Raw genomic sequence first — 1,319 nt, 5'->3', positions numbered from 1 at the left:
GGGGTGTATCCCCACGTGACCAGCTGGTTCAGGTAGTCCCGGTGGGTCTGGCTCGGTGACCGCCACGAGTCTTTGGCGATGGTCTTTTCATACCCTGCGCAGACCAGCGCGATCAGGGAGAACTCGGGCCGTGCTTCGGTTTTGGCGACGTGGTCCCGCAGCGGGTTCCATCCCCACTGGTTGGTCTCTTCGACCTTGGCACCGACCATTTCGGCGGCGACTTTCCCGTCGTAGCCGCTGGCGGTTTCGGAGTGGTGGGTGATGGCGTGGACGGTGAAGTACTGCCAGCCCTTGGGTGCCTGCTTCCGTGCCAGCAGGGTCTTGACGAACTCGCGGCGGACCTTGGTCGCTGACTCCATCGCCTTGTTGTTGGCGATCAGGGTTTTCCGCTCGGCCTTCTGTTCCTCGGTCATCGGGCCTTTCTGGGCCTGCGTCCCGCCGCCGTTGTAGCGTTCGTACTTCGGGGTGAAGCCCAGTTCCTTCCAGTCGCAGATGACAGGCTCGGCCCTGTGCTCACCCCGGTAGTCGGTGCTGATGACGTAAGCGTTGGCGTCTTCGTCGGTGGCAGGTTCGCCGTCCGGGCGTTTGGCCGCTGAGACGTACAGGTTCTCCTCGTCGGCGTAGTGCCCGGCGTCCTCGACGATGGCCTTGCCCTGGGCAATGAGGTCCTCGATCAGCGCGGCAAGCTGGGCCTTGGATTCACGGTCGTCCCGAAGTTTCTGGGCGGTGTGGTCAAAATACTGCGGCTCGTCCCGGATGACTGATTCGAGTTCCTCAACCGCGTCCTGGTCCCCTTCAAACTCGGCCATCACCAGCGCCATGTCGAGGGTGTAGCCGCTCTCGAGGGCCTTGGTCCCGGCGGTGGAGGCCTTGGCTTTTAGCGCGTTTTCGACCTTGTCCTTGGTCCGGCCGGTCTTCTTGGCGATCGCGGCCGCGGAGACGCCGATCAGGGACAGCTGGTGGTAGGCGTCGGCTTCGTCGGCTTCGGTCAGTTCGGCGCGCTGGATGTTCTCCACGACCTGCGTCACGATGCGTTCGGCTTCCTCGGGTGAGTCGATGAGCAGGACCGGGATGAGGGGGCGTGCGGCTTCGACTGCGGCGCGGGTGCGGCGCTGGCCCATCAGGACGTGCACGGTGCCGTCGTCCTTACGGTGGGCTATTACCGGTTCCATCACGCCGTGTTCTTTGATGCTGGCGATGAAGTCAGCGGTCAGGGCGGCGTCCTTTCGGACGTTGATATCCACGGTCAGGGTTGCCGGGTCGAGCATTTCAAGCGTGGGTGCTGCGTTCATGGTGTTGCTCCTTCTTGCCGAGAAGTT

General features: G+C 63.5%; 1 protein-coding gene. It reads right to left on the bottom strand.

From position 1 onward, the window contains the following. On the bottom strand, positions 1-1,292 hold a 1,292-nt coding region (locus tag P2Q66_RS00590), incomplete at its 3' end, for a ParB/RepB/Spo0J family partition protein (RefSeq protein ID WP_275724759.1). Positions 1,293-1,319 lie beyond the last annotated feature (27 nt).

It is taken from the genome of Arthrobacter sp. Cr_A7 (assembly GCF_029222765.1).
In the GTDB taxonomy this organism is placed as follows: domain Bacteria; phylum Actinomycetota; class Actinomycetes; order Actinomycetales; family Micrococcaceae; genus Arthrobacter.
The sequence above is the reverse complement of the archived record's forward strand: the minus strand, read 5'-3'. Positions and strand labels throughout refer to the sequence as shown.